The 26,676-nt window shown below is 62.7% G+C and carries 24 protein-coding genes; 9 read left to right on the top strand and 15 right to left on the bottom strand.

The genetic code is table 11. The features are described from left to right. Nucleotides 1-11 precede the first annotated feature (11 nt). Nucleotides 12-1,859: a glutaminase A gene (gene glsA / locus JQ574_RS07480; protein ID WP_212207850.1), complete on the top strand. Its 1,848-nt coding sequence runs from the start codon at nt 12-14 to the stop codon at nt 1,857-1,859. A gap of 3 nt (nt 1,860-1,862) precedes the next feature. On the opposite strand, the gene JQ574_RS07475 is transcribed toward glsA, so the two are convergent. Continuing rightward, on the bottom strand, nt 1,863-4,199 hold the full coding sequence (locus JQ574_RS07475; RefSeq protein WP_212207849.1) for a Tex family protein: 2,337 nt from the start codon (nt 4,197-4,199) through the stop codon (nt 1,863-1,865). 233 nt (nt 4,200-4,432) lie between these two features. Between JQ574_RS07475 and JQ574_RS07470 the strand changes: the two genes are divergently transcribed. Continuing rightward, on the top strand, nt 4,433-5,689 hold the full coding sequence (locus JQ574_RS07470) for an Hsp70 family protein (RefSeq protein ID WP_212207848.1): 1,257 nt from the start codon (nt 4,433-4,435) through the stop codon (nt 5,687-5,689). A gap of 2 nt (nt 5,690-5,691) precedes the next feature. On the opposite strand, the gene JQ574_RS07465 is transcribed toward JQ574_RS07470, so the two are convergent. From JQ574_RS07465 to JQ574_RS07400, 14 genes are all read right to left on the bottom strand, one after another. After that, the gene (locus JQ574_RS07465; protein ID WP_212383430.1) at nt 5,692-6,366 is read right to left on the bottom strand and encodes a class I SAM-dependent methyltransferase; all 675 of its coding nucleotides are present in this window, start codon (nt 6,364-6,366) and stop codon (nt 5,692-5,694) included. Nucleotides 6,367-6,448: 82 nt separating this feature from the next. Continuing rightward, nucleotides 6,449-6,976 carry a carboxymuconolactone decarboxylase family protein gene (locus JQ574_RS07460; protein WP_212207846.1) on the bottom strand — a complete coding sequence of 176 codons (528 nt, stop codon included), beginning with the start codon at nt 6,974-6,976 and terminating at the stop codon, nt 6,449-6,451. Nucleotides 6,977-7,450: 474 nt separating this feature from the next. Further along, nucleotides 7,451-7,801: a Zn-ribbon domain-containing OB-fold protein gene (locus tag JQ574_RS07455; RefSeq protein ID WP_212207845.1), complete on the bottom strand. Its 351-nt coding sequence runs from the start codon at nt 7,799-7,801 to the stop codon at nt 7,451-7,453. Next, nucleotides 7,798-8,934, bottom strand: a complete 1,137-nt coding sequence (locus JQ574_RS07450) for a thiolase family protein (RefSeq protein ID WP_212207844.1) — start codon at nt 8,932-8,934, stop codon at nt 7,798-7,800. Before JQ574_RS07450 ends, JQ574_RS07455 begins: the two co-directional genes overlap by 4 nt. A 148-nt stretch (nt 8,935-9,082) precedes the next feature. Continuing rightward, nucleotides 9,083-10,249, bottom strand: coding sequence for an acyl-CoA dehydrogenase family protein (locus JQ574_RS07445; protein ID WP_212207843.1), 1,167 nt, complete (start codon nt 10,247-10,249; stop codon nt 9,083-9,085). Between the two features lie 11 nt (nt 10,250-10,260). Beyond that, nucleotides 10,261-11,463, bottom strand: a complete 1,203-nt coding sequence (locus JQ574_RS07440) for a CaiB/BaiF CoA-transferase family protein (protein WP_212207842.1) — start codon at nt 11,461-11,463, stop codon at nt 10,261-10,263. A 237-nt stretch (nt 11,464-11,700) separates the two neighbouring features. Next, a complete protein-coding gene (locus tag JQ574_RS07435; protein ID WP_212207841.1) occupies nt 11,701-12,870 on the bottom strand; it encodes an acetyl-CoA acetyltransferase in 1,170 nt (389 codons plus the stop codon). A 55-nt stretch (nt 12,871-12,925) separates the two neighbouring features. Continuing rightward, the gene (gene eda / locus JQ574_RS07430; protein WP_312014704.1) at nt 12,926-13,576 is read right to left on the bottom strand and encodes a bifunctional 4-hydroxy-2-oxoglutarate aldolase/2-dehydro-3-deoxy-phosphogluconate aldolase; all 651 of its coding nucleotides are present in this window, start codon (nt 13,574-13,576) and stop codon (nt 12,926-12,928) included. Between the two features lie 50 nt (nt 13,577-13,626). Further along, nucleotides 13,627-14,529, bottom strand: coding sequence for a sugar kinase (locus tag JQ574_RS07425; protein WP_212207839.1), 903 nt, complete (start codon nt 14,527-14,529; stop codon nt 13,627-13,629). 33 nt (nt 14,530-14,562) lie between these two features. Then, the gene (gene denD, locus JQ574_RS07420) at nt 14,563-15,546 is read right to left on the bottom strand and encodes a D-erythronate dehydrogenase (protein WP_212207838.1); all 984 of its coding nucleotides are present in this window, start codon (nt 15,544-15,546) and stop codon (nt 14,563-14,565) included. A 205-nt stretch (nt 15,547-15,751) separates the two neighbouring features. Next, entirely contained in the window at nt 15,752-16,687 is a 936-nt protein-coding gene (locus JQ574_RS07415) for a carbohydrate ABC transporter permease (protein WP_212207837.1), read from the bottom strand. Then, complete coding sequence (locus tag JQ574_RS07410) at nt 16,680-17,639, bottom strand: carbohydrate ABC transporter permease (protein ID WP_192739721.1); 960 nt, start codon at nt 17,637-17,639, stop codon at nt 16,680-16,682. Before JQ574_RS07410 ends, JQ574_RS07415 begins: the two co-directional genes overlap by 8 nt. 105 nt (nt 17,640-17,744) lie before the next feature. After that, a complete protein-coding gene (locus JQ574_RS07405; protein WP_212207836.1) occupies nt 17,745-19,064 on the bottom strand; it encodes an ABC transporter substrate-binding protein in 1,320 nt (439 codons plus the stop codon). Nucleotides 19,065-19,104: 40 nt separating this feature from the next. Further along, complete coding sequence (locus tag JQ574_RS07400; RefSeq protein ID WP_212207835.1) at nt 19,105-20,172, bottom strand: ABC transporter ATP-binding protein; 1,068 nt, start codon at nt 20,170-20,172, stop codon at nt 19,105-19,107. 199 nt (nt 20,173-20,371) lie between these two features. On the opposite strand from JQ574_RS07400, the gene JQ574_RS07395 reads away from it, so the two are divergent. From JQ574_RS07395 to JQ574_RS07365, 7 genes are all read left to right on the top strand, one after another. Next, on the top strand, nt 20,372-21,403 hold the full coding sequence (locus JQ574_RS07395; protein ID WP_212034179.1) for a LacI family DNA-binding transcriptional regulator: 1,032 nt from the start codon (nt 20,372-20,374) through the stop codon (nt 21,401-21,403). 204 nt (nt 21,404-21,607) lie between these two features. After that, nucleotides 21,608-23,428 carry an IlvD/Edd family dehydratase gene (locus JQ574_RS07390; RefSeq protein ID WP_212207834.1) on the top strand — a complete coding sequence of 607 codons (1,821 nt, stop codon included), beginning with the start codon at nt 21,608-21,610 and terminating at the stop codon, nt 23,426-23,428. A 119-nt stretch (nt 23,429-23,547) separates the two neighbouring features. Continuing rightward, nucleotides 23,548-24,279, top strand: a complete 732-nt coding sequence (locus tag JQ574_RS07385) for an SDR family oxidoreductase (protein WP_212207833.1) — start codon at nt 23,548-23,550, stop codon at nt 24,277-24,279. Between the two features lie 26 nt (nt 24,280-24,305). Next, nucleotides 24,306-25,052 (top strand): SDR family NAD(P)-dependent oxidoreductase, encoded by a 747-nt coding sequence (locus tag JQ574_RS07380; protein ID WP_212207832.1) that lies wholly within the window; start codon nt 24,306-24,308, stop codon nt 25,050-25,052. Between the two features lies 1 nt (nt 25,053). Next, the gene (locus tag JQ574_RS07375; RefSeq protein WP_212207831.1) at nt 25,054-25,452 is read left to right on the top strand and encodes a GFA family protein; all 399 of its coding nucleotides are present in this window, start codon (nt 25,054-25,056) and stop codon (nt 25,450-25,452) included. Between the two features lie 52 nt (nt 25,453-25,504). Next, nucleotides 25,505-26,185 carry a site-2 protease family protein gene (locus tag JQ574_RS07370; RefSeq protein ID WP_212034184.1) on the top strand — a complete coding sequence of 227 codons (681 nt, stop codon included), beginning with the start codon at nt 25,505-25,507 and terminating at the stop codon, nt 26,183-26,185. Nucleotides 26,186-26,230: 45 nt separating this feature from the next. Further along, complete coding sequence (locus tag JQ574_RS07365) at nt 26,231-26,662, top strand: hypothetical protein (protein ID WP_249119178.1); 432 nt, start codon at nt 26,231-26,233, stop codon at nt 26,660-26,662. Nucleotides 26,663-26,676 lie beyond the last annotated feature (14 nt).

Here is a 26,676-nt window from a genome sequence, read left to right as displayed (position 1 = left end):
AACGGTGGGTGATGAAAGTATCGCCCACCGGCGCCCCGGCCTGGACCAGCTCGAAACCGCCGTTGCTGCGGTTTCTCGACGGCTGTCACGCCGAATATCTGCCTGAGACCGGCGGGGCGGTCGCCGACTACATCCCTGAGCTCGGCAAGGCCGACCCTGCCCATTTTGGCATCAGCCTCGCGACCCTCGACGGCCATGTCTACGAGGTCGGCGATACGCAGGTCCCCTTCACCATCCAGTCGATGTCAAAGCCCTTTGTGTTCGCGCTGGCGCTGGACACGCTGGGCGCCGCGCGGGTGGAGAGCGTGATCGGCGTTGAGCCCTCGGGCGATCCCTTCAACTCGATCCGCCTCAACGCCGAGAACCACCCGTTCAATCCGATGGTCAACGCCGGTGCGATCGCCTGCTCCGGGCTCATTTATGAGGCCAAGGGCGACGGCGCGTTCGAGTACATCAGGCAGGCGCTGGGCCGCTTCGCCGGCCGTGAGCTTGGCGTCGACGACGCCGTGTATTCGTCCGAGAGCCTGACCGGCGACCGCAACCGGGCGATCGGCTATCTCCTGCGCACCAACGCGGTCATCAGGGACAATGTCAGCTCGGTGCTGGAGGTCTATTTCCGGCAATGCGCGATCCTGGTCAACGCCCGCGACATCGCGGTGATGGCGGCGACATTGGCCAATCGCGGCATCAATCCGGTCACCGGCGAACAGGTGATGACGCCTTACGCGATCTCGCGAACGCTGTCGGTCATGACCAGTTCCGGCATGTATGACTATGCCGGCGAATGGATCTACCGCGTCGGCATCCCCGCCAAGAGCGGCGTCGGCGGCGGCATTCTGGCCGCCTTGCCGGCGCGGATCGGGCTCGGCAGCTATTCACCCAGACTCGACAAGCACGGCAACAGCGTGCGCGGCATCAAGGTCTGCGAGGCGCTGTCGGCGCATTACGACCTGCATATGCTCAACCGCAGCGACAACGCGCGCAATGCCATCATTGCCGATTACGATATCGGCGAAAATCCGTCACGGCGCAGCCGCCGCCCGCACGAGCAAACCATTCTCGCCGCGCACTATCAGGACGTCCGCGTCATCGAGCTGATGGGCACGCTGTCGCTATCGAATGTCGACTATATTGCGCGTCGGCTGGTGGCCAAGCCGCGCCCGCAATTCGTCATCTTTGATTTTCGTCGGGTCACGTCGATGACGCTGGCCGGTGCCCGCCTGCTGGCCGAGGAGTTTCAGGAACTGGCGGCCTATCAGGTCACCGTGATCGTGTCCGGCATCAAGCGGGCCGACGCGGAATGGCAACCGATCGCGGAACGGACCGGCAGCCTGCCGAACATGCGGTACTATTTCCTGCTCGATGCTGCGATCGAATGGGCGGAAGACCAGGTGGTTTTTCGCCATGGCGGCTCGATCGATTTTTTCGAGACCACGGAACTGTCCGAACAACCGCTGCTGGCGGGGTTGACGGAAGAGGAACTGACCGATCTGGGGTCCCTCTGCACCATCAGTACCTATCAGCCTGGCGAAAAGATCATCGCCACTGGCGATCCCGCCACCTCGCTGTTTTTCCTGCGCAGCGGCGTGGTTCACGTCACCCTGCCCGACGGCATCCGGCTGGCGACGCTGACGGCGGGAATGCCGTTCGGCGAGATGGCGCTGCTGGAATCGCGGCGCTCCGCCGACGTGCTCGCCGATATGTCGGCGACCGCTTACGAGGTCCTGCTCCGCGATTTCGAACGTTTTCGTGAGCAGCATCCCCGTGCCGGCGAGCGGATCATGCGCAACCTCGCGCAATTGCTCGCCGACCGCCTGATCCTCGCCAATGCGAAGGTGAATTTGCTGACGTCGAATTAGGGCTTAGGTCTTGCCCCGCCCGCTTTTCTCCGCTGCCCGCCGCAAGGCTTCGGCGAGCGCACCGCCGCCGCCGGAATCCTGCGCCTTGCGCGGCGCCTGCGACGTCATCGATGCCTTCGAATATTCGCGCATCTTGGTGTCCGACAGTTTTGGGCCCTTGTCGCCGACCTCGTCGTCGAGACGCAATGTCAGTGCGATGCGCTTGCGAGCGACCTCGACCTCCAGCACCTTGACCTTGACGATGTCGCCGGGCTTCACCACTTCGCGCGGATCCTTGATGAAGGTTTTCGACATCGCCGAGATGTGCACCAAGCCATCCTGGTGCACGCCGATATCGACGAAGGCGCCGAACGCCGCGACGTTGGTCACGGTGCCCTCGAGGATCATGCCGCGCTTGAGATCCTTGATCTCCTCGACGCCCTCCTTGAACACCGCGGCCTTGAAGGCCGGGCGCGGGTCGCGGCCGGGCTTTTCCAGCTCGCGCAGGATGTCGGTTACCGTGGGCAGACCGAACGTGTCGTCGACGAAATTCTGCGGCTTCAACTGGCGCACGATCTCGGCATTGCCGATCAGCGCCTTGATGTCGCTCTTGGTCGCGGTCAAAATCTTGCGCACCACCGGGTAGGCTTCCGGATGCACGCCGGAGGCATCGAGCGGATCCTCGCCGCCCTGGATGCGCAGGAAGCCGGCGCACTGCTCGAACGCCTTCGGGCCGAGCCGCGGCACTTCCTTCAGCCCCTTGCGCGACTTGAACGGACCGTTGGCGTCGCGGTGCTGCACGATGCTTTGCGCCAGCCCAGCGCCGATGCCCGACACCCGCGCCAGCAGCGGCGCGGACGCGGTGTTGGCGTCGACACCAACCGCGTTGACGCAGTCTTCGACCACGGCATCGAGCGAACGCGCCAGCTTGGATTCGCCGAGATCATGCTGGTATTGCCCGACGCCGATCGCCTTGGGATCGATCTTCACCAGCTCAGCCAAGGGATCCTGCAGCCGCCGCGCAATCGAGACTGCGCCGCGCAGGGTGACGTCGAGCTCGGGCAATTCCTCGGACGCAAAGGCCGAGGCCGAATAGACGGAAGCGCCCGCCTCCGACACCACGATCTTCGACATGTTCAGGTCCGGCAGCAGCTTGACCAGCTCAGTCGCGAGCTTGTCGGTCTCACGCGACGCGGTGCCGTTGCCGATCGCGATCAGATCGACGCGGTGCGCGACCGCGAGCTTGCCAAGCGTCGCCAGCGTCGCGTCCCACTGCCGCTGCGGCTCGTGCGGATAGACCGCCGTGGTGGCCACCACCTTGCCGGTGGCATCGACGACCGCGACCTTGACACCGGACCGGTAGCCGGGATCGAGACCCATGGTGACACGGGCGCCGGCAGGCGCGGCCAACAGCAGGTCGCGCAAATTCGAGGCGAACACCCGCACGCCTTCGGTTTCGGCATTGGTCCACAGCCGCATGCGCAGGTCGATGTTGAGATGCACCTGGATCTTGGTGCGCCACGCCCAGCGCGCGGTCTCGACCAGCCAGCGGTCGCCGGGGCGGCCCTGATCCGAAATCAGGAAGCGCTGCATGATCTTTAGCTCATACGCGCTCGGCACGTTGGCGACCGGGACCTGCGCGTCGGGCAATATCTGCAGCTCGAGGATTTCCTCCTTTTCGCCGCGGAACAGCGCGAGGATGCGGTGCGACGGCAGCTTGTGGAGGGCTCCGTTGTATTCGAAATAGTCCTTGAACTTCTCGCCTTCGAGTTTCTTGCCCTTGCGCACAGTCGAGGTCATTACCCCATTCGACCACATCTCCTCGCGCAGCTTGCCGATCAGGTCGGCGTCCTCGGCGAACCGTTCCACCAAAATCGCGCGCGCGCCCTCGAGCGCCACCGCGACGTCGGCCACCTGCTTTTCGGCATCGACGAATCCGGCGGCCACCACCTGCGGATCGTTTTGCGGCTGCGTCAGCAGCAGTTCGGATAGCGGTCCAAGCCCGGCTTCCCTGGCAATCTCCGCCTTGGTGCGGCGCTTCGGCTTGAACGGCAGATAGATGTCCTCCAGCCGCCCCTTGCTGTCGGCGGCCATGATCGCGGCTTCCAGCGCGGCATCGAGCTTGCCCTGCTCGCGGACCGAATTGAGGATCGCGACGCGGCGCTCTTCAAGCTCGCGCAGATAGGTCAGGCGCTCTTCCAGGGTGCGCAATTGCGCGTCATCGAGCCCGCCGGTGATTTCCTTGCGGTAGCGCGCCACGAACGGGACCGTGGCGCCGCCGTCGAGCAACGTGACCGTCGCCTCGATCTGCTGCTCGCGAACGCCAAGCTCTTCTGCGATCTGTCGATTGATGTTTGCCACGCAACCTCTTTCCAGACTGGCCGCGGCGGAATGATGGCCGCGGGACGCCGCTTATGGACTACCACGGATCGATTCATCAACCCGCCCGGGCGGCGAAAACGCAAAGAAATTGATCTGTGGATCAGCGATCCCGGATGCCGAAATCGTTGGGTCAAGTCCTTATTTGCGGGCCAATATATGTGTGGATCGACGGCCCGGTAATGTGTAGACGGACGCTTCCCTGGGGAGCGTCCATGTCCATTTGCGGTCTAGATTTCGGAACGTCGAACACGACGCTCGGCACCATCGAAGGCGAGGCGCCGGTCCTGGCGGAGCTGGAAGCCGGCCACACCACGATTCCCAGCGCGATCTTCTATGAGGTGGATGGCGCCGTCCTGATCGGCCGCAAGGCCATCGCCGCCTATGTCGACGGCGCCCCGGGCCGTCTGATGCGCAGCCTCAAATCGGTGCTCGGAACCTCGCTGATCGACGAGACCACCCGGCTCGGGCGCCAGCGGACCGGCTTTCGCGACGTGATCGCCTATTACCTCGGCGCGGTGAAGCGGCGCGCGGAACAGGCTACCGGCCTCGAACTGCGCGATGTCGTGCACGGCCGCCCCGTGCATTTCGTCGACAATGCGCCGGACGCCGACCGCAAGGCGGAAGAGACGCTGCGCCTGATCGCGCGAGAAGTCGGCTTCGACGACGTCACCTTCCAGTTCGAGCCGATCGCTGCGGCGCTGGATTATGAGCGCCAGATCGACAGCGAAGAAGTCGCCCTGATCGCCGATATCGGCGGCGGCACGTCGGACTTTTCGATCGTGCGGCTCGGGCCCGAACGCCACAGCAAGGCCAACCGTTCAAGCGACATTCTCGCCAATGACGGCGTACGGATCGGCGGCACCGATTTCGACCGCCAGCTCAGCCTCGGCGTCGTGATGCCGCTGTTCGGCTTCGGCAGCGCCATGAGCCGTGCCGGGCTCGACGTGCCCTCGAGCTATTTCCATGACCTCGCCACCTGGTCGAGCATCAACCGCATGTATGAGCCGCGCGTGCTCGCGGACATCCGCCAGGTCCGGCGCGAGGCCAGCGAGCCTGAATTGCTCGACCGGCTGGCGCGCGTGGTCGAGGAACAGCGCGGCCACACGCTGTTGATGGAAGTCGAGGAAGCCAAGATCGCCCTGTCGGACAAGCACCGTGCCGACATTCCGCTGGAATGGGTGATGCCCGGCCTCAATGCTGGCATCAGCCGCCCCGATCTGGTCAGCCATACCGGGCCATTGGCCGACCGTATCGCCGCCCGCATCAAGAACTGCCTCACGCAGGCGGGACTTGGGCCTGAGGACATCGACGCTGTATTCCTGACCGGCGGCTCGGTGCAGCTCGCCCATGTCCGCAATGCGATCAGGAAGGCGGTGCCGGCGGCCCGCCTCGTCGAAGGCGACACGTTTGGCGCGGTCGGCAAGGGGCTGACACTGGAGGCGCTGCGGCGCTACGGGCCGCGGGCCTGAAATCATCCCACCGCAGGCCGCCGCCATTCCATCAGGACGAACCAGGGCACCCGTCGAGCCCGTTCCTGATGCGCGGGGTCGCCGGACAACGGTCCGGGCTCCGCGAAAAACGTCAGCTGCAGGCCGCTTTCGAGCAAAGCCGTCATGTAGGCGGCAAGCGGCCGGTGCCAGTTTTGGATGCGTATTCCCGCCCATTCGAACCAGAATGGAAACTCTTCGAGGTAGCGATCGACGGGAAAGTGAAGATGCCGTCCTTCCGCATCTTTCACCCACCCCCGATCGGCGCTGGCTGATGTGAAGCCGGTGAGATTTGCGATCAGCAGCGAGCCGCCGGGTTTCAGAACCCTGGCCATCTCGTTGATCGCCGTTCTGAAATCGACGATATCGATCAGCGTGAGGTAGCTGACAACGAGATCGAAGCTTGCCGCCTCGAATTCGAGCTGCTCGGCATTACCGGACCGGTAGTCGCCGGACGGATCGCGCTGCCTTGCTACCTCAAGCAGTTGACGGGTCGGATCGATCCCGGTCGCGGCGATGCCGGCGGCCTTCAGCATCCTGCAGAAGCGGCCCTCGCCGCAGCCCACATCCAGCGCACGCCCGAACCCGCCCGCCGCCACGCGGCTGAGCATGACCGGATCGAGCACGTGCTCGCGGCCCCAATCTCCGCGCTCGCCCATGGAGTCGATCCAGGCTTGCGCTGAAAGCTCCGTTGCTCATGAGAACGTCCACATGTGAAAGACTGGAGCGCGCCTGGAGGAATCAGGAAACCACTTCCGTGACCGGCTGCAGGTCGATGGCAAAGGTTTCCAGAAACTTCGACGTCATGATGTAGAAGCCAACCGAAAGCTGCAACTCGACCAGCGCGGCCGGCGTCAGCTTCGAAGCGATGGCGTTGAAGGTCGCATCGGTCGGCTTGTGCAGCTTGACGATCTCGTCGGTGAAAGCGAGCGCCGCGCGCTGCACCTCATTGAAGCATGTGGCCGACTGCCAGTTTTCCAACGCCTCGTTCTGCTCGTCGGTGACGCCAACGTTCTTGCCGATGCGCTTGTGCGCGACGATCTCATACGGCGCCTCGCACAGGATTCCGGTGCGGGTGATGGCAAGTTCGCGCACGACCGGATCGAGCTCACCCTTGTGCCTGATGGCGCCGCCCAGCCGGCAATATTGCTCGAAATAGCTCGGCGAATGCGCCATCATTCTGAAAATATTGGCATTGCGGTTCTTGCCGAGGATTTCGCGGGTACGATCGTTGTGTTTAGCGGGATCGCTGTATTCGATGCGGGCCATTTCTCACCTTGTTTTCTTTGATTTTGCAGGCGGATCATGCCTTGCGGCTCCCGGCGGATCAACCAGGCGATGCTCGGAAATCGCCACCACGCGCGCAAAATCCGGCTGCGCCTGAGCCAAAATGCCGCCGCATTGCTGTTCAAACTTGGCACGGTCGATATTCGCTGAGTGGGGACTCAATCAAAGCGAATACTCGTCGCGGGGTGTTCCGAGTAAAAATCATAGACCGTCCAGCGTGCTTGTCACGCAGCGATGAGTCATGCCCGAGTCTAGGGAGAAAGCATGAAGCAAGCCACCAAAAGGGCGGCCTCGGAGGCGCTTGCGCAAATGCTGGCGGTGACGGCAATGCTCGTCATCGCCAGCGTCATCTTCTACGCGCGGTGAAACCGCGCGCTTTGTGTGTAGAAGCGTTACGAAGCAATCCAGAAAACATCCGTTCCGCGTCACTCTGGATTGCTTCGGAGCTTTGCAGCTTCATTTCTCTTTTGCAAAATACGGAATCAGCCGCCCGGCGAATGGCTGAAAGGTCGCGCTGACCTGATCGCCAATGACCAGATCGTGGTCGCCATGGGCCATCATGCGAAAGCCTTCCGGCGTATCGACCAGCAAAATATTGTAGGGAACGTGCGCGCGGGTCTCCGGCGTTGCGGCGCGGCATACCAGCGAGGTCGCGTAGACCGTCCCTCTCCCACTTGCGGATTTCTCCACCGGATCAGGCGCGCCACAGGCTGCGCAAAAGCTGCGACGGAAATATTGCACCTTCCCGCAGGCGGCGCAGGATTGATAGACGATGCCTTCGCCGCCCTTGGTCCAATCCGCGTTCATCGCACCCGCTCCAGGAACATGCTGACATGCGACGACAGCACGCCGCCGTCGCCGTGCAGTAGCGCGATCGAGGCATCTCGAACCTGGCGATTTTCAGCGCGCCCCGTCATCTGCAGATGGGTTTCGACCAGATGCGCCATCGCGCCGCCGACGCCGCAATGGCCGTAACTCAGCAGACCGCCATGGGTGTTCAGCGGCACCTCGCCGTCGCGGCCAAAATGCCCTGCCCGCACCTTTGCTGCGGCCTCGCCGCGTTTGGCAAGGCCGAGATCCTCCAGCAGCATCGCCAGCGTGATGGTGAAGCTGTCGTAGACGGCCGCATAGCGCACGTCGGAGATCGCAATGCCGGATGCGGCTTTGGCTTTCGCGATCGAAATCTCGGCGCCGAGCTCGCTCAAGGCCGGTGCCGCCGTGACATGCTGATGGGTATGTGCCTGGGCGGCGCCACGCACCTTGACGCCGGTTGAACCGGTGCGCTCGCGGCTGATCACAAACGCCGCGCCGCCATCGGACACCGGGCAGCAGTCGAGCAGCTTAAGCGGCATTGCCACCGGCTTCGACGCCATCACGTCGGCGACCGTGATCGCCTCATGGAATTGGGCGCCGGGATGGGTCAGCGCGTGCGCGCGCATCAGCACCGCGAATTCGGCGAGATCTTCCTGGGTGACGCCGTATTCGTGCATGTAGCGCGACGCGACGAGGCCGTAATAGGCCGGGATCGTCGGACCCAGCGTCACCTCATAGTCGGGGTGGCCGACCTGCGCCAGCGCCTGAATCGAGGCGTCACGGCTTTGCCCCGTCAGGCGGTTCTCACCGCCGACCACCAGCACATGTTTTGCGATTCCCGCATCGACCAAATGATGCGCCAGCATGGTCATCGCCAGCCCGGTGGCGCCGCCGACCTGCACGGCGTGGGCGTAGGACGGCTGGATGCCGAAATGCTCGGCAAACACGGTCGCCAGCATGATGTGCGGCGAAACCGTTGAGTAGCCGCAGAGGATGCCGTCGATCTCGGAGCGCTTCAGCCCGGCATCTGCAATCGCCATCTCCGCCGCCTTGCTCATGAGATCGAGCGAGGACGAGCCTTCGTGCTTGCCGTAGGATGTCAGTCCGACGCCGGTGATGAAGCTCATGGTGACAACCGCCCCATCGTCATTCCGGGGCGCGCGAAGCGCGAGCCCGGAATCCATTTCGCCGCTATCGCCTCTGGATCGATGGATTCCGGGCCCGCGCCAAGTGGCGCGTCCCGGAATGACGAGGAGAGAGGCCTGGAATTCATCTTCAATACGACTTCGGCAGGCCCAGCACCTTCTCGGCGATAAAACTGAGGATGAGCTGCGGGCTGATCGGGGCGATGCGCGGGATCAGGGATTCCCGCAAGTAACGCTCGACGTGATATTCCTTGGCGTAGCCGAAACCGCCATGAGTCATGACGGCCTGCTCGCAGGCATGGAAGCCGGCTTCGGCGGCGAGATATTTGGCGGCATTGGCGGCCGGGCCGCACGGCATGCCCTGGTCATACTGCCAGCCGGCCGAGAGCACCATCAGCCACGCGGCTTCCAGCTCCATCCAGTTCTTGGCGAGCGGATGCTGGATACCCTGGTTCATGCCGATCGGGCGATTGAACACGATGCGGTTCTTGGCATAGGCCGAGGCCCGGGACAGCGCGACCTGGCCGAGCCCGACGGCCTCGGCCGCAATCAGGATGCGCTCGGGATTCATGCCGTGCAGGATATATTCGAAACCGCGACCTTCCTCGCCGAGGCGATCCTCGACCGGGATTTCAAAATTCTCGAAGAACAATTCGTTGGAATCGACGGGCTTGCGGCCCATCTTCTCGATCTCGTGCACGGCGACGCGCTGCTTGTCGAAATCCGTATAGAACAGGCTCAGGCCCTGCGTCGGCGTCTTCACCTCTTCCAGCGGCGTGGTGCGCGCCAGCAGCAGGATCTTATTGGCGACCTGGGCGGTCGAGATCCAGACCTTCTGACCGTTGACGACATACTTGTCGCCCTTGCGCACCGCGCGGGTTTTCAATTGCGTGGTGTTGAGCCCTGTATTGGGCTCGGTCACCGCAAAGCAGGATTTGTCGCGCCCGTCGATGATCGGCGGCAGCATGCGCGTGCATTGCTCCTTGGTGCCGAACACGACCACCGGATTGAGGCCGAACACGTTCATGTGCACCGCCGACGCGCCCGACATGCCGGCGCCCGACTCCGATATCGTGCGCATCATGATCGCGGCATCGGTGATGCCGAGCCCCGATCCGCCATATTCCTCAGGGATGCAGATGCCGAGCCAGCCGGCATCGGCCAGCGCGCGGTGGAAATCGGCGGGATAGCCGCCTTCCTTGTCCTTCTTCAGCCAATAGGCGTCGTCAAAGCGCGAGCAGATTTTCCCGATCGCGTCGCGGATCGATTCCTGGTTGGCCGACAGCGCGAAATCCATGGTCTCAGTCCTTAGGTGTTTGATACGGCCTTGGTGACGCCGTCGCGAACCAGGGCGGCAATCTCGTCTGCCGAAAAACCTGCTTCCTGCAGAATCTCGGCGCTGTGTTCGCTGAGGCGCGGCGCCAGCCGCGTCATCTCCACCGGCGTCTCCGACCACCGCGCCGAGGAGCGCATGTTGCGAATACGTCCCTCGGTCGGATGATCGATTACGGGAGCGAAGTCAGTCGCTGTTATGTGCGGGTCCTGCAGCAGGCTTTCGAGGTCATGCATCGGCATGACCGGCACGTCGGCCTTTTCGAGAATGGCGGTCCACTCGGCCGTGGACTTGGTCTCGAGAATGCGCGCCAGCTCGGCATACACCGTGTCGATGTTGGCGGCGCGGCCGGCAAAGGTCGCGAATTTGGGATTGGTGCGAAGATCGTCGCGGCCGGTGGCGGCGAAGAAATTCGTCCACTGCTTGTCGTTGTAGACGATCACGCAGATGTAGCCGTCGGACGTCTTGTAGGGCCGACGGTCCGGCGACAGATGCCGGGCGTAGCCGCCCTTGTCGAGCGGCGGCTCATAAGTGAGCCCGCCCATATGATCGCCCATCACAAAACTCGCCATGGTCTCGAACATCGGGATGTCGACGCGCTGGCCGCGCCCGGTGCGGTCGCGATCCACAAGACTGGCGCAGATCGCACCGACCGCGGTGAGACCGACGATGCGGTCGACCAAAGCATTCGGAACATAACGCGGCACGCCGTCGCCGGTCTGCGCCATCAGCGCCGGCAGCGCGGTGGCCCCCTGGATCAGATCGTCATAAGCGGGTTTGGCGGCATAAGGCCCGTCCTGACCAAAACCGAACACGCCGGCATAGATCAGGCGCGGGTTGGTTTTCGAGACCACGTCGTAGCCGAGCTGCAGCCGCGCCATCGCCTGCGGGCGCACATTGTAGACCAGCACGTCGGCCTGCGCGATCAGCCGCAGCACGGCATCGCGGCCGGCCGGCTTTTTCAGGTCGAGGCAGATGCTGCGCTTGTTGCGGTTGGTGTTGAGGAACACCGGCCCCATGCCGGGATGCCGCGTCGGCCCGATCTGCCGCGTGACGTCGCCATCATGCGATTCCACCTTGATGATGTCGGCGCCGTAATCGCCGAGCGTCTGGGTGGCAAAGGGCCCCATCAGCACGGACGTCATGTCGACGACCTTGATGCCTTTCAGTGGTCCCATGCCCAATTCGCTCCCGGATGTCGTTTATTCCCCATCTAGTAACGGCAGGGTGAAACGAAGAGCAAGGGCGTCCGGCGTATGGACGTATGCGTGGCGGGGCTCGATACTTCGGGTCGTCCCGGCCTCGAGCCGGGACCCATACCGCGTTGTACTATCGATTGGGTAAGGTGGCTGACACCTTTTGCACCAACAACGTTCGGTGGCTATGGGTCCCGGCTCAAGGCCGGGACGACAAACTTACTTCCCCGGCTCCAGCACCGAGACGTAATTCGCCACCGCGGCGCCACCCATGTTGAAGATGCCGGCGAGCTTTGGATTCTTCAGCTGCATGCCCTCGGGCGCCTGGCCGGTCAGCTGCATCGCGCTCATCACATGCATGGAGACGCCGGTGGCGCCGATCGGATGGCCCTTCGCCTTCAACCCGCCTGACGGGTTGACCGGCAGCTTGCCGTCCTTCTGTGTCCAGCCTTCTTTGATAGCACGGGCGCCCTGCCCGCGCGGCGTCAGGCCCATCGCTTCATATTCGATCAGCTCGGCGACGGTGAAGCAGTCATGGGTTTCGACGAACGACAGATCGGAAAGGCTGACGCCGGCCTGCTGCAGCGCGCGCTGCCAGGCCACCGTGCAGCCTTCGAACTGCAGGATGTCGCGCTTGGACATCGGCAGGAAGTCCTGCGCGTGCGCGGTGGCGCGGAAATTCACCGCCTTGCCCATGGTCTTGGCGGTCTCCGAATCTGTCAGCACCAATGCTGCTGCGCCATCCGACACCAGCGAGCAATCGGTGCGCTTCAAGGGGCCCGCGACGAACGGGTTCTTCTCGCTCTCGGCACGGCAGAACTCATAGCCAAAGTCCTTGCGCATCTGCGCGTAAGGATTCGCAACGCCGTTCTTGTGGTTCTTCGCCGCGATCATCGCCAGCGCATCGGACTGGTCGCCATATTTCTGGAAATAGCTCTGCGCGATCTTGCCGAACACCCCGGCAAAACCGCCGACGGTGTCGCCGTCCTCGGGCAGATACGACGCTTTCAGGAGATACTTGCCGATCTCCGGACCCGGCGTGCGCGTCATCTGCTCGACGCCGACCACCAGCACGATCTTGGCCGCGCCTGCGGCAATCGCGCGGATGCCCTGATGCACCGCGGCCGAGCCGGTGGCGCAGGCATTCTCCACCCGCGTGGTCGGCTTGAAGCGCAATTTGGGGTCGGCCTGCAGCACCAGCGAGGCGGTAAAATCCTGCGGTGAGAAGCCGGCATTGAAATGCCCGAGCACGATCTCGTCGACATCGCCAGCAGAAATGCCGGCATCGGCCAATGCGTCGGTCGCGACTTTCACCACCAGGCTTTCCACGGTCTCCGCGTCGAACTTGCCGAATGGCGTGTGCGCCCATCCCACGATGCTGGCTGTCATGGTCGTTCTCCCTGTTCCGGTTCGGACGGTTTTGTACCCTATCGGAAAAAATACTTCACGCCGGTTTCAGCGTTTTCATCGCCCGCGCGCACATGGCTGAAATGCCGGCCCAGTTGCCGGACCGGATATCCGCCGCCGGGCAGAGCCAGGAACCGCCCACGGCCAGCACGTTCGGCTCGGCCAGCCACGCCGCGGCGTTGGCCTCGCCAATGCCGCCGGTCGGGCAAACCCGAATATGCGGAAACGGACCTGCGAGCGCACGCAGTGCCTTGATACCGCCGGACTGTTCCGCCGGGAAGAATTTGACGAGATCGAGCCCGTGCGCCAGCGCCTGCATCAGTTCGGACGCAGTCGCGATACCCGGCGCAAACGGCAGGTCGCTGGCCGCAGCAGCCTTCAGCAGTTCGGGCGTCGCACCCGGGCTGATGCCGAATTTGGCGCCGAGCGCCTCAGTTCGCTTGAGATCATCGCCGTTCAGGATGGTGCCGATCCCGACGATGGCGTCCGGCACCTCCGCGATCATGGCCTTGGCGGCCTCGATCGCTACCGGCGTACGCAGCGTCACTTCCAGCACGCGCACGCCCCCGGCAACCAGCGCCCTGGCCAGCGGCACCGCGTGTTCCAGCCGTTCGATGGTGAGCACCGGGATGACGGTGGCGGACTTCACCAAGTCAGCGAGCTTTTCCTGCCTTGCTGTAACATTCACGCTCATGGGGACGCCTTGCGAAAGGTTAGGTTACTGGTGTGCCAACGATATCAGGCCGGCATCGCCGCGCGCGGAATAATCGCGCCGGGGTGACATACCACAACGCCGGCAAGACGGTGCCCGGCCCGCGCGGCCTCAACCGGCCCGGCACCCGCAAGCCGTGCGGCAATGTAGGCGGCTGCAAAACTGTCGCCGGCCGCGGTGGTATCCACGACGGGTTTCGTCAGTGGCTCGGCCCGGGTCCGATGCAAAACGCCGTCGAGACGAAGGATGCTCGCGGGTTCGGAAAGTTTTAGCACGACCTCGCCGCCCGGAATGCGCGCCAGCAGATCCTCGTTGGTTTCGCCGGGATAGAGCGGTAGCAAATCCTCGGACGAGGCCAAGACGATATCGGCGAGATCGAATGCGTCCTGATAAACGGTGCGGGCTATCTCCAGATCCGGCCAGCCGCGGGCGCGGAAGTTGGTATCGAAGGCAAAACGCGCGCCGCTTTCCCGCGCGCGCTTGATCCCCGAGAACAACCGCCCGCGACCGGCGTCGTTGTAAAGCGACAGCGTGATCGCCGAGAGGTAGACGATGTCGTAACTCGCGAGCGACTCCAGGATATCCGCTGTCTCCGGCAGATCCATCAGGCTGCGTGCGGCGGCGCTCTCGCGCCAGTGAAAGAAACGACGCTCGCCCTTGTCGTCGGTCTGGATCATGTAGAGGCCCGGCAATTTGCCGGGCAACCGCGACACACGCGTGGTGCCGACCCCCTCCGCGGCCCAGCCCGCAATCATCTCGTCGCTGAGCGTATCGTCGCCGAGCGCGGTGATGTAATCCGTGCCGACGCCAAGCCGGGCAAGATACACGGCGGTATTCAGCGTGTCGCCGCCATAGCCACGTGAAAACAGGCCGCCCTCGGCCTGTTTCAGCTCGACCATGCATTCGCCGATGCAGGCTACCCCGGTCATGACCGCATCCATGCGGCAGCGCTTATCGACACGTCAGGCCGCGAATTTGCCGCCGAGTTCATCTGCGATGTGAATCCGGATGATGTCATCAAACGTCTTCTCGGCCGTGGTGAAGCCGAGCTTGAGCGCGCGGTCGGTGACGAAATCGCGCGGCCAGCCGCTCACGATACTGATGATGGTCGGATCGGGCACCCGCTTGATGCGCGCGGTGACGTTCTTGCCGGCAACGCGATCAAGCGCTGCGATCTGTTCGCCGACGGTCACCGACATCCCGGGCATGCTGAGATTGCGCCGCGCGCCCATCGCATTGAGGTCCATGGTGCCCGCGTGCATGAGAAAGCCGACCGCCGATTTCGGCGAGGCATGCCAGTGCCGCACGTCTTCGGTCACCGGCAGCACCGCTTCCTCGCCCGCCAGCGGCTCGCGGATGATGTTGGAGAAGAATCCGGACGCCGCCTTGTTCGGCTTGCCCGGCCGCACGCAGATCGTCGGCAGGCGGATGCTGATGCCGTCGAGCAGGCCTTTGCGGGTGTAGTCGTTGATCAGGAGTTCGCAGATCGACTTCTGGGTGCCGTAGCTCGTCAATGGCGTATGGAAGAACTCGTCGCCGATCTTTTCGGGGAACGGCGCGCCGAACACCGCGATCGAGGACGTGAACACCAGCCGCGGCTTGTAGCCGCCGCCGATCGCACGGATCGCGTCGATCAGGTAGCGGGTGCCGTCGAGATTGATCCGGTAGCCCTTGTCGAATTCGGCCTCCGCCTCACCCGACACGATGGCGGCGAGATGGAAGATCACGTCAGGCCGTTCGGCAATCAGCGGCGCGGCGGCGCCGGCATCGGCAAAATCGGAGGCAACGACGTTGACCGGGATCGAGCTGGCCGGCTTGGTGGGTGCCACCACGTCCTGCAGCGTCATGCGGGTGATGTCTTGCTTGCCGAGGCGGCCGTCGCGCAGCAGTTGCTCGGTCAGCTTGCGGCCGACCATGCCGGCGGCACCCAGAATAAGAATGTGCAAGACCTACTCCTTTTTCATTATTGGTCGTCCCGGCCTCGAGCCGGGACCCATACGCCGCGGCCGATGTGACTGAGACGAAATGGTTGACGACTTCGTTTCAACGATTGCTGCCGGTGGTTATGGGTCCCTGCTCCGGAGCGCAATTGCGCCCTAGGCCGGGACGACAGCGATGGCTTTTGTTAGTTCTTGCTTCCGGCCTGCGTGCTCACTCTTTCACGGCTCCCGTCATGGCCGACACATAATGCTCGACGAAGAAGGCGTAAAGGATAACCAGCGGCAGCGAGCCCGCCAGCGCACCGGCCATCAACGATCCCCAGCGATAGACGTCGCCATCGACGAATTCGTTGACGATCGCCACCGGCACCGTCTTGTTCTGCACCGAAGTCAGGAAGGTCAGCGCGTAGATGAACTCGTTCCAGCACAGCGTGAAGCAGAAGATGAAGGCCGAGATCAATCCCGGGATCGCCAGCGGCAGCACGATCTTGGTCAGGATCTGCCATCGGCTGGCGCCGTCGATCAGCGCGCACTCTTCCAGCTCGAACGGGATGGTCTTGAAATAGCCCATCAACAGCCAGGTCGAGAACGGGATCAGGATGGTCGGATAGGTCAGGATCAGCGCGAACGGCGTGTCGAACAGCCCATATTGGAACACCACGGTCGCGAGCGGAATGAACAGGATCGAGGGCGGCACCAGATAGGACAGGAAGATCAGCCCGCCAACCCACTGCGCGCCGCGATAGCGCAGCCGCACGATGGCGTAGGCCGCCAGCACGCTGGCGAAGATCGACAGCACGGTCGAGCAGACCGCCACATACATCGTGTTCCACAGCCAAAGCGGATAGTAGCTTCCGAACAGCAGCTTGTAGATGTGCTTGAACGTCGGATTCCAGGTCCAGAACGGATTGTACGTATTGAGGTCGAGCAACTGCTCGTCCGGCTTGATGGCGGTGAGCGCCATCCAGTAGAACGGGAACAGCAGCACGACGACGATGATCCCCAGCGGCATATAAAGCGTCACCAAGCGCCGCGGCAGCGACTCCAGATAGCTCATGCCGACGGAATGATCGTCGGCAGCCGCCGTTCGCGACGATCCCGACAACACCCCTTTGAGGTCGAGCCTCTGTGTGGGCAGATCAGTCATTGTTTTCACCTTGCTGCCACTTGCGGCGCTGCAGTCCGAACCAGGAGACCATGATCGCCGCCAGCAGGAACGGAATCATCGCATTCGAGATCGCGGCCCCCTCACCGAGAACGCCGCCGATGATCGCCCGCTGATAGGACAGCGTCGCCATCAAGTGCGTAGCATTGACCGGACCGCCGCGCGTCATCGCCCAGATCAACTGGAAATCGGTGAACGTGAACAGCACCGAGAAGGTCATCACGACGGCAATGATCGGCGTCAGCAGCGGATAGGTGATGAACCGGAACCGCTGCCAGCTGGTCGCGCCATCGAGCGTCGCGGCTTCGTAAAGCGACGGTGACACCGTCTGCAGGCCGGCCAGCAGCGTGATCGCAACGAAGGGAACGCCGCGCCAGATGTTGGCGAAGATCACGCAGATCCGCGCCCAGGTCACATCGCCGAGGAAATTGATATTGTCGGTGATCAGTCCCATCTGCTTCAGCGACCAGGAAATGATCGAGAACTGCGAATCGAAGATCCACCAGAACGCCAGCGCCGACAGCACCGTCGGCACGATGAAGGGGATCAGCACCAAGGCTCGCAGCATGGCCTTGAACGGCATGTTCTCGTTGAGCAGCAGCGCGAGATAAAGACCGATCGCGAACTTGATGACGCTGGCGACGGATGTGTAGAGCAGCGTGTTGAATACCGACAGCCAGAAGATCGAGTCGCCCCACAGCCACTCATAGTTTTCCAGGCCAACGAACGCGCCGGGCCTGCCGATGCGCGCGTCGGTGAACGAAATCCAGATTCCCAACCCCAGCGGATAAGCCAGGAACAGAACCAGGAACACCATCGCGGGCAGCATGAACCAGAAGCCGAGATAGTTGCGGTTGGCCTTGATCAGGTCCCACCTCGACGCCTCGCGAATCGGCCGTCTGGCAGTCCGGGGTTGGAGGGCGACGTCAGCCATTGACAAAATCCCGCAAGTGTAACGGCCGTGGCGCCGTCTCGTCCTCGATAGCGAAGCATCCGGCAACTACGGGCGGCATTTGCGTGCCGCCCGTAGCTGTTCTCATCAGCGATAGATGCGCTTCAGCTGCCGTTCGGCGATCGCAATCGCACCGGCGGCGGTCTCACGGCCGGTGCAATAGTTCGCGAACATATCGACCACCAGGAAGTCGGCGATCGCGGTCGCCGCCTTCTCGCCGGGCGTACCGATGCCGGAAGCCGGAAGCGCGCGCTTGCTGGCCTGGCCAAACACCGCGTTCTTCGGATCTGCCGTCCAGACCGGCGAGTTGTCGTAGGCGTTGAGCGTGTGGGTCAGATAACCGCGCGCGCCGGTCAGCCACTTGTCGTAGTTTTCCTTTTCCAGCATGAAGGCGATGAAGGCCTTGGCAGCGTTCGGATACTTCGTGAATTTGAACGCCAGGATCGGGACGCACAGCTGAAGTTCAGTCGGCTTGCCGATCGGACCGACCGGATACAGCGCGTGATAGGTGTCCTCGGTGAGCTCTTTCTTGGTCGGGTCATCCTTGGCCGCGACATAGATCGAGATGCCGTTGGCGGTGACATAGAGTTCGCCCGAGAGGTACGCCTTGTTATTGGAACCATCGTTCCACGACGCTGCACCCGGAATGAAGGTTTCCGAAAGCGCCTTGGTGTATTCCAGCGCCTTCAGGGTCTCCGGCGAGTTGATGATCACCTTGTCGCTCTTGTCGACGGTATAGGCGCCGTGACCCCAAAGGATCCAGTGCAGCCAGCCATTGGCGTCGCCGGTCGCATGGCCGAGCGCGAAGCCCGCCGGGGTATTGTTTTTCTTGAGCGCCTTGCACAGTTCAAGGAAGCCGGGGAAGTCCTTGGGAAACTCGCTGAAGCCCGCTTTGTCCACGGCAGACTTTCGGTAGGTCATGTAGCCGCCGATGGTGGCGACCGGGATACCCAGCCAGTTGTTGCCCTGCTTACAGGTAATAGCCGCGGCTTCGGTCCACCCGCCGTATTTCTTGCCGAGATAATCGGCGACATCGTTCAGCGGCATCACCTGGGTCGGGAACAGCTGCGGCAGCGTATGCAGGCCCCAGACGACATCCAGTCCGGAACCGGTATTCGCAGCGACGGACGCCTTCGGCTGCACGTCCTCAAAGGACTCGCTGAACACGTTCATCTCGGTGCCGGTCGCGGCTTTGAAGGCGGCGACCATGGCGTTGAAGGCATCGTCTTCCGCCGGCACGAAACGCTTCCAGCGCATCACCGTCAGCTTGGCGCCCGGCTCCGCTTTCCACGGCGAGGCTTGCGCCCAGGCCTTGGCGAAATCCAGCAGTGCAGGCCCGGTCAGCGCGCCAGCCGCGGCCAGCGCAGTGCTGCCTTGAAGCAGCGAGCGGCGAGTAAAATCGTGCATGGTAGATCCTCCCCTGTGAATTTGATTTTGATTATGTTTTTTAGGCGTTCAGTCGCTTTCCTGTGGTCTCGTCAAACAGATGGACGAGCGCAGGATCTGGCTTCAGCCGGATCTTGTCGCCCGGATTGAATTGATGTCGCTCGCGGAACACGGCGACGACCTGTTCGCCGCCGAGCTTGGCGAAGACCTGGGTCTCCGAGCCGGTCGGCTCGACCACCACGATCTCGGCTTCGGCGCCGTCATCGGCGATGGTGAAATGCTCGGGCCGGACGCCGTAGACCGCCGGTTTACCTTCGGAGTTGGCCGGTGCCGACATCAGCGGCAGCTTGACACCGTTCGGCCCTTCGAAACCGGCGATGCCGTTCGACTTCACCTTGCCTTTGAGGAAGTTCATCGCCGGCGAACCGATAAAGCCCGCCACGAACTGGTTGGCTGGCGTATCGTACAGTTCGAGCGGCGTGCCCATCTGTTCGACGATGCCGTCATGCATCACCACGATTTTGTCGGCCATGGTCATGGCTTCGATCTGGTCGTGGGTGACGTAGACCGTCGTGGTGCGCAGGCGCTGGTGCAGTTCCTTGATTTCAGTGCGCATCGCGACGCGCAGCTTGGCGTCGAGGTTGGACAGCGGCTCGTCGAACAGGAACACCTGGGGATCGCGAACGATGGCGCGGCCCATCGCGACGCGCTGACGCTGACCACCGGACAATTGCCGGGGATAACGCTCGAGCAATGGGGTCAGCGCCAGGATTTCCGCGGCGCGCTTGACGCCGGTGGAGATCTCCTCAGGCTTGGCGCCGCGCAGCTTGAGCGAGAAGCCCATATTGTCGGCGACCGTCATATGCGGATAGAGCGCATAGTTCTGGAACACCATCGCAATGTCGCGCTCTTTCGGCTGGACATTGTTGACCACCTTGTCGCCGATCGAAATCGTGCCTGAGGTGATGTTTTCCAGGCCCGCGAGCATCCGCAGCAGGGTCGATTTGCCGCAACCGGAGGGGCCGACGAGCACGACGAACTCGCCGTCCTCGATCGGAATCGAAACGCCGTGCAAAACCTCAAAATTACCGAACGACTTTCGCACGTCGCGAATCTGTACCGACGACATCGGACTTCTCTCCCCTCAATTTCTGTTTTCTGACGCCATCGGATGTAAGATCGGCGCCACGCTGTCTTGTTCGACTCTAATGCCATCCAGCCGAATTCAGCCAAGCATTATCATCCGCAGTTTGGCGGTTTTTAGCAATGCGATGGTAGCGCTGTCAATAATTGTTCATTTGTCTAGTTTCTTATGGTAAGAGCGCGGAATGGCACGAAAACCGACGAAGTCTGGCAAAATCCGCCTCACCGAGGTCGCCAAGCTGGCTGGCGTGTCGCCAATCACCGCATCCCGCTTCTTCAGAAACCCGGATGCGCTATCGCTCGCCAAACGCGAACGCGTCGACAGCGCCGTAAAGGAACTGGGCTATGTGCCCAATCTGGCGGCGCGCGCGCTGGCCTCGCATCGCACCGAAGTCATCGGCGTCGTGATTCCGTCTTTGACCAACAGCGTGTTCGCCGACGTCTTGCGTGGCATTTACGATTCATCCGAGCAGAGCCGCTACAGCATCCAGTTGACCAATACGCGCTACAGCATCCTGCAGGAAGAGAAGATGTTGCGGCTGTTCCGGGCGCAGAAGCCGGCCGGATTGATCGTGACCGGCATCAACCAGACCGCGGAATCCCGCGCCATCCTGGAGACCATGGATTGCCCGGTCGCGCAGATCATGGAGATCGGCGACAGCCCGGTCGACATGATGATCGGCTTTTCGCATTATGATGCCGGTTTTGCAGCCATTTCGCATATTCTCGAGCAAGGGCGCCGGCGCATCGGCTTCCTCGGCGCGCGGATGGATCCCCGCGTCCAGCGGCGGTTCGACGGCTATCGCGACGCCATGAAGGCGGCCTCGCTGTTCGATCCAAACCTCGTCGTCACAACGACGGTGCCGACCACCGTGACACTTGGCGGTACGCTGTTCGCCGATCTCATTGCAAAGACGCCGGATATCGACGCGGTATTCTGCGTCAATGATGACCTTGCGCTCGGCGTGCTGTTCGAATGCCAACGCCGCCAGATATCCGTTCCCGGCGAGATGGCGATTGTCGGCTTCAACGATCTGGAATTTATGGCTTCCGCCGTCCCTTCCCTCACCAGCGTGCGCACCAACCGCTACGAGATGGGCCGCCACGCCATCACCATGGTGATCGACGCGATCGAGGGTCGCCGGCCGCGGGAACCGGTCCTCGACCTTGGTTTTCAACTCATGATCCGCGAAAGTTCGACGCCGCAGACGGCTTGAGCCTTGTTTCGCGGGGCTCATGCGGGGTTGCATAGAAAATGGTAGCGCTGTCTTTTGGCGCGAACTAGAATCGAACAAGCGAGTCATGAATTGGATGCGCGGCCGCGTTTGCAGCGGATGAAATTTTGAGCATGGTGGAAATCGCTGCCGTGATGAGAGCCGCCCAAGAGAATTTCGAGACAGTTTGCAGCGCGGGAGGAACCAATGAAAAAAAATGACAACAATGGTGCCAGCAATGGCAAGGGACGGAGGCTTCGTTCCCTCGAGTGGTTTGACAACCCGCACAATCCGGGGATGACCGCGCTCTATCTGGAGCGCTATCTGAATTACGGCCTGACCCGGGAAGAACTGCAGTCCGGCAAGCCGATCATCGGCATCGCGCAGACCGGCAACGATCTATCGCCGTGCAACCGCCACCATCTCGAACTGGCGCACCGGGTGCGCGAGGGCATCCGTATGGCCGGCGGGATTGCGATGGAATTCCCGGTGCATCCGATCCAGGAAACCGGCAAGCGCCCGACCGCGGCGCTCGACCGCAACCTCGCCTATCTCGGGTTGGTCGAAATCCTGTTCGGCTATCCGCTCGATGGTGTGGTGCTGACCACCGGCTGCGACAAGACCACCCCGGCGTGCCTGATGGCGGCCGCGACCGTCAATCTGCCCGCTATCGTGCTCTCGGGCGGCCCGATGCTCAACGGCTGGCATCAGGGCAAGCGCACGGGTTCGGGCACCGTGGTCTGGAAGGCGCGCGAAGAACTGGCCGCCGGCGACATCGACTACGAGCAGTTCATGAATATCGTGGCCTCCTCCGCGCCCTCAGTCGGCCATTGCAACACCATGGGCACGGCCTCCACCATGAATTCGCTGGCGGAAGCGCTCGGCATGTCGCTGCCGGGCTGTGCGGCGATCCCCGCGCCCTATCGCGAGCGCGGCCAGATCGCCTACGAGACCGGCAAGCGTATCGTCGAGATGGTCTGGGAGGATCTCAAGCCGTCCGACATCCTGACCCGCAAGGCGTTCGAGAACTGCATCGTGGTGAATTCGGCGATCGGCGGCTCGACCAACGCGCCGATCCATATCAACGCCCTGGCGCGCCATATCGGCGTCGAATTGTCGATCGACGACTGGCAGAAGCATGGCCACGACGTTCCCTTGATGGTGAACATGCAGCCGGCCGGCTTCTATCTCGGCGAGGAATACCACCGCGCCGGCGGTCTGCCCGCCGTGGTACGCGAATTGATGGCGCACAAGCGCATCCACGAGGACGCCAAGACCGTCAACGGCCGCACCATGGGTGAGAATTGCCGCGAGGCGGCCAAGCCCGATGGCGACGTGATCTGGAGCTATGACAAGCCGCTGGTGAAGGACGCCGGCTTCCTGGTGCTGCGCGGCAATCTGTTTGATTCCGCGATCATGAAGACCAGCGTGATCTCCAAGGAATTCCGCGACCGCTATCTGGTCAATCCGAAGGATCCCAACGCCTTCGAAGGCCGGGCCATCGTGTTCGAGGGTCCCGAGGACTATCATGACCGGATCGACGATCCCGCGCTCAATATCGACGAGCACTGCGTCCTGTTCGTGCGCGGCACCGGTCCGATCGGCTATCCCGGCGGCGCCGAGGTCGTGAACATGCAGCCGCCGGCGGCGCTGATCAAACGGGGCATCCTGTCCCTGCCCTGCATCGGCGACGGCCGGCAGTCCGGCACCTCGGGCTCTCCGTCGATCCTCAACGCCACGCCGGAGGCCGCCGCCAATGGCGGGCTTGCGGTGCTTAGGACCGGCGACAAGGTTCGCATCGACCTCAACAAGGGCTCCGCCAATATCCTGATCCCGGACGCCGAATTGAAGCAGCGCCATGCCGATCTCAAGGCCAATGGCGGGTTCAAATATCCGGCCAACCAGACGCCGTGGCAGGAACTCTATCGCTCGACCGTCGGCCAGCAAGCCACCGGCGCCTGCATGGAGTTCGCGACGCGCTATCAGGACATCGCCGGCACGGTCGGTGTGGCGCGGGATAATCATTAAGCTGCAATGTCATTGCCGGGCTTGACCCGGCAATCCATCCCTCTTGAGAAGATGGATACGCGGGTCAAGCCCGCGTATGACACCGAAGATAATTCGCTAAGGTTCAAAGGAAGAAGAAGATGTCTGATCGACTGAAGGGAAAGCGCGCTGTCGTCACCGCCGCGGCGGCGGGCATCGGGCGTGCCTGCGCAATTGCATTCGCGCGTGAAGGCGCCACCGTCATCGCCACCGACATCAATGAAAGCGGCATCGCCACCCTCGGCAAGGAAGGCATTGCCGAGACGGCACGGCTCGACGTTCGCAGCACCGCCGATGTGAACGCTTTCGCCAAGCGCGTTGGAAAGATCGACATCCTGCTCAACGCCGCGGGCTTCGTGCACCACGGAACCATCATGGAGTGTTCGGAAGAAGACTGGGATTTCTCGTTCGACCTCAACGTCAAATCCATGCACCGGACCATCAAGGCGTTTCTGCCGTCCATGATCGCGGGCGGCGGCGGCAGCATCGTCAACATCTCGTCCTGCGCGGCGCTGCGGCCACCGGCCAACCGTTATGTCTATAGTGCGTCCAAGGCGGCGGTTTCGCTGCTCACGCGCGCGGTGGCGCTCGACTTCATCAATCAGGGCATCCGCTGCAACAGCATCTGCCCCGGCACCGTGGAGACGCCTTCGATGCTCGATCGCGCGGCCGCCGCCGGCCCGGATGGACGCGAGAAGTTCGTTGCCCGCCAGAAGATGGGCCGCCTCGGTACCGCAGAGGAAATCGCGGCCATGGCGATCTATCTTGGGAGCGACGAAAGCGCATTCACCACCGGCGTCGACCTCGTCGTCGATGGCGGCTACATGCTCTAACGGCCACGCGATCAAGGGATTCCGGTATGAACAAGATCGATCTGAACGGCCGCTGCGCCGTCGTCACCGGCGGCGCGCAGGGCTTTGGCCGCGCGATCACCGAACGCTTCGTGGCGTCCGGCGCGAAAGTCGCGATCTGGGACAACGACCTGCCGTTCGCGGAAAAGACGGCCAAGGAAATCGGCGACAATGTCAGGGCATTCAAGGTCGACGTTTCGGATCTGGCCGCCGTCGAAAGCGCACGCGAGGCGACGCTGAAAGCGTTCGGCAAGATCGACATCCTCGTCAACAATGCCGGCATCACCGGTGCCAACAAGACCGTCTGGGAGATGGACCTCGGAGACTGGCGCAAGGTGATGGCCATCAACCTCGACGGTCCCTTCATCTGCTGCAAGGCCGTGGTGCCGGCGATGCTCGCCAACAAATACGGCCGTATCGTCAACATCGCCTCGATCGCCGGCAAGGAAGGTAATCCGAACGCCGCGCATTATTCGGCGTCCAAGGCCGGTGTAATCGCGTTGACTAAATCGCTCGGCAAGGAGCTGGCGGCGCACGATATTCTCGTCAACGCCGTGACGCCGGCGGCCGCGAAGACCGCGATCTTCGATCAGATGACGCAGCAGCACATCGATTTCATGCTGGCGAAAATCCCGAAAGCCCGCTTCTTGCTGGTGCAGGAGTTAGCGTCGATGGTGGCGTGGCTGGCGTCGGAAGACTGCGCGTTCTCAACCGGCGCCGTGTTCGATATTTCCGGCGGCCGGGCCACCTATTGAAATGGGCACGATCCGGGAAGGCGGATGCCTGTGCGGCGCGGTCCGGTTCAAGACCGACGGCGAGCCGGTCAATATCCGGATCTGCCACTGCCGCAATTGCCAGAAGTCGATGGGATCGCCATTCTTTGCCCGCGCGCTGTTCGACCAGCGCGCGCTGACGGTCGAGGGCGACACTGCGGGTTATTTATCCTCGGACGCACTCGACCGGATGTTCTGCAAGGCCTGCGGCACCCGTCTGTTTTCCCGGCGAACCAACGGCACGGTGGTCGGCGTCGCGCTTGCCGCCTTCGACGACCGCAACACCTTTGCGCCGACCGAGCACATCTGGGTCTCGGAAAAGGTCGATTGGGTGCGACTCGACGACGGCCTACCGCAATACCAGGAGACGGTTCCCCAGTGACGCCGACGTGCTAGGCTGAGCCCAGCACAGCGCGTGAATCGGGGCAGATCGATTGAACATCTCATTGTACGCCATATCGGTCTGGGTGCTGCCGGTCCTGCTCGCCATCACCCTGCATGAGGCCGCCCACGCCTTTGCCGCCTATCGCCTCGGCGACAACACGGCCTGGCAACTCGGCCGCGTCAGCCTCAACCCCTTCAAGCATATCGACCCGTTCGGGACCGTCATTCTCCCCGGCTTGCTGCTGCTGTCGCATTCGCCGTTCCTGTTCGGCTACGCCAAGCCGGTGCCGGTGAATTTCCGCAATTTGAACCATCCCCGGCTCGACATGGTCTGGGTCGCGCTGGCGGGCCCGGCCACCAACATCGTCCTGGCCGTGCTGGTGGCCCTTGCCTTCCATATCATGCCCCTGGTGCCCGCGAATGCGGCGCAATGGACCGCGGACAACCTCAAAAATGCGTTCCTGATCAATATCGTGCTGGCGATCTTCAACATGCTGCCGATCCCGCCGCTGGACGGCGGGAGGGTCGCGGTGGGGCTGCTGCCGCGGGTGCTGGCTTACCCGCTGTCGCGGCTGGAACCCTATGGCATGCTGATCCTGATCGGCCTCCTGATCCTGCTGCCGATCCTGGGCAGCCAGCTCGGCCTAAATCTTGATGTTATTTCGGCAATACTGCGGACACTGACCGGCTATGTGATCCGTGCGCTTCTCTTTATCACGGGCAACGCATAAACCTTAGATAGAGAACGCCGGATACGGAGGAGTTGGCTTGGAGCCATGGTGATCAAAGCTGCCGACATGTTGATCGCACGACGCGCCGACACCCGCGCGAGGGCGGATTTTGCCACCTGGAAAATGCTCGCCAAGCTCAACGGCGCTTCCGCCCTGCCCGCCGAGGCGCAAGGTTTTCTCGTCAGCTACAGGCAGCTGCTCGAAAAGATGACGGATGCGGATGCTTCCGAGGCGACCATCCAGCTGATGTACAAGAGCTATTATGCGGAGATGGGCGGCGCCGGAACCCCGCCGGAAATTCCCGCGCGCTCCAGCGATCCCGCTGCCGACACCGGCAACGTCACCGCCTTTCGCCGGCCGCCTGCCAAGCCAAAGGCCGCTGCATCAGGACCGCAGGCAAAACCGCGGCTTCCGGTGGCGCTGATCTTTGCGTGCCTCGTTGTCGTCTATGTCGGCATCCGCTATTTCTGGCGATAGCCAACCCTCGCGCA

The sequence above is a fragment of the Bradyrhizobium sp. AUGA SZCCT0158 genome (assembly GCF_018130065.1).
In the GTDB taxonomy this organism is placed as follows: domain Bacteria; phylum Pseudomonadota; class Alphaproteobacteria; order Rhizobiales; family Xanthobacteraceae; genus Bradyrhizobium.
The sequence above is the reverse complement of the archived record's forward strand: the minus strand, read 5'-3'. Positions and strand labels throughout refer to the sequence as shown.